The following is a 304-nucleotide window of genomic DNA, read 5'->3' as shown; positions in this document are numbered from 1 at the left end:
GGCGGAATTGGTAGACGCGCTAGCTTCAGGTGTTAGTGTCCTTACGGACGTGGGGGTTCAAGTCCCCCCCCTCGCACCAAAACCACGTTGATATTGCTCGCACTGGGCGAAGGTGGCGGAATTGGTAGACGCGCTAGCTTCAGGTGTTAGTGTTCTTACGGACGTGGGGGTTCAAGTCCCCCCCCTCGCACCAACGAGGCGATATCAAAAAAGTAAGATGACTGTGCGAAGGTGGCGGAATTGGTAGACGCGCTAGCTTCAGGTGTTAGTGTCCTTACGGACGTGGGGGTTCAAGTCCCCCCCC

Annotated in this window: 1 tRNA gene; it reads left to right on the top strand. The window is 56.9% G+C overall.

The features are described from left to right. Positions 1-106: 106 nt before the first annotated feature. Positions 107-193 (top strand) — tRNA-Leu (locus OGV83_RS00035). Positions 194-304: the final 111 nt, after the last annotated feature.

This window comes from Citrobacter sp. CK189, from assembly GCF_030333505.1.
GTDB classification, from domain to species: domain Bacteria; phylum Pseudomonadota; class Gammaproteobacteria; order Enterobacterales; family Enterobacteriaceae; genus Citrobacter_B; species Citrobacter_B koseri.
This window is presented reverse-complemented; position numbering and strand designations above follow the sequence as displayed.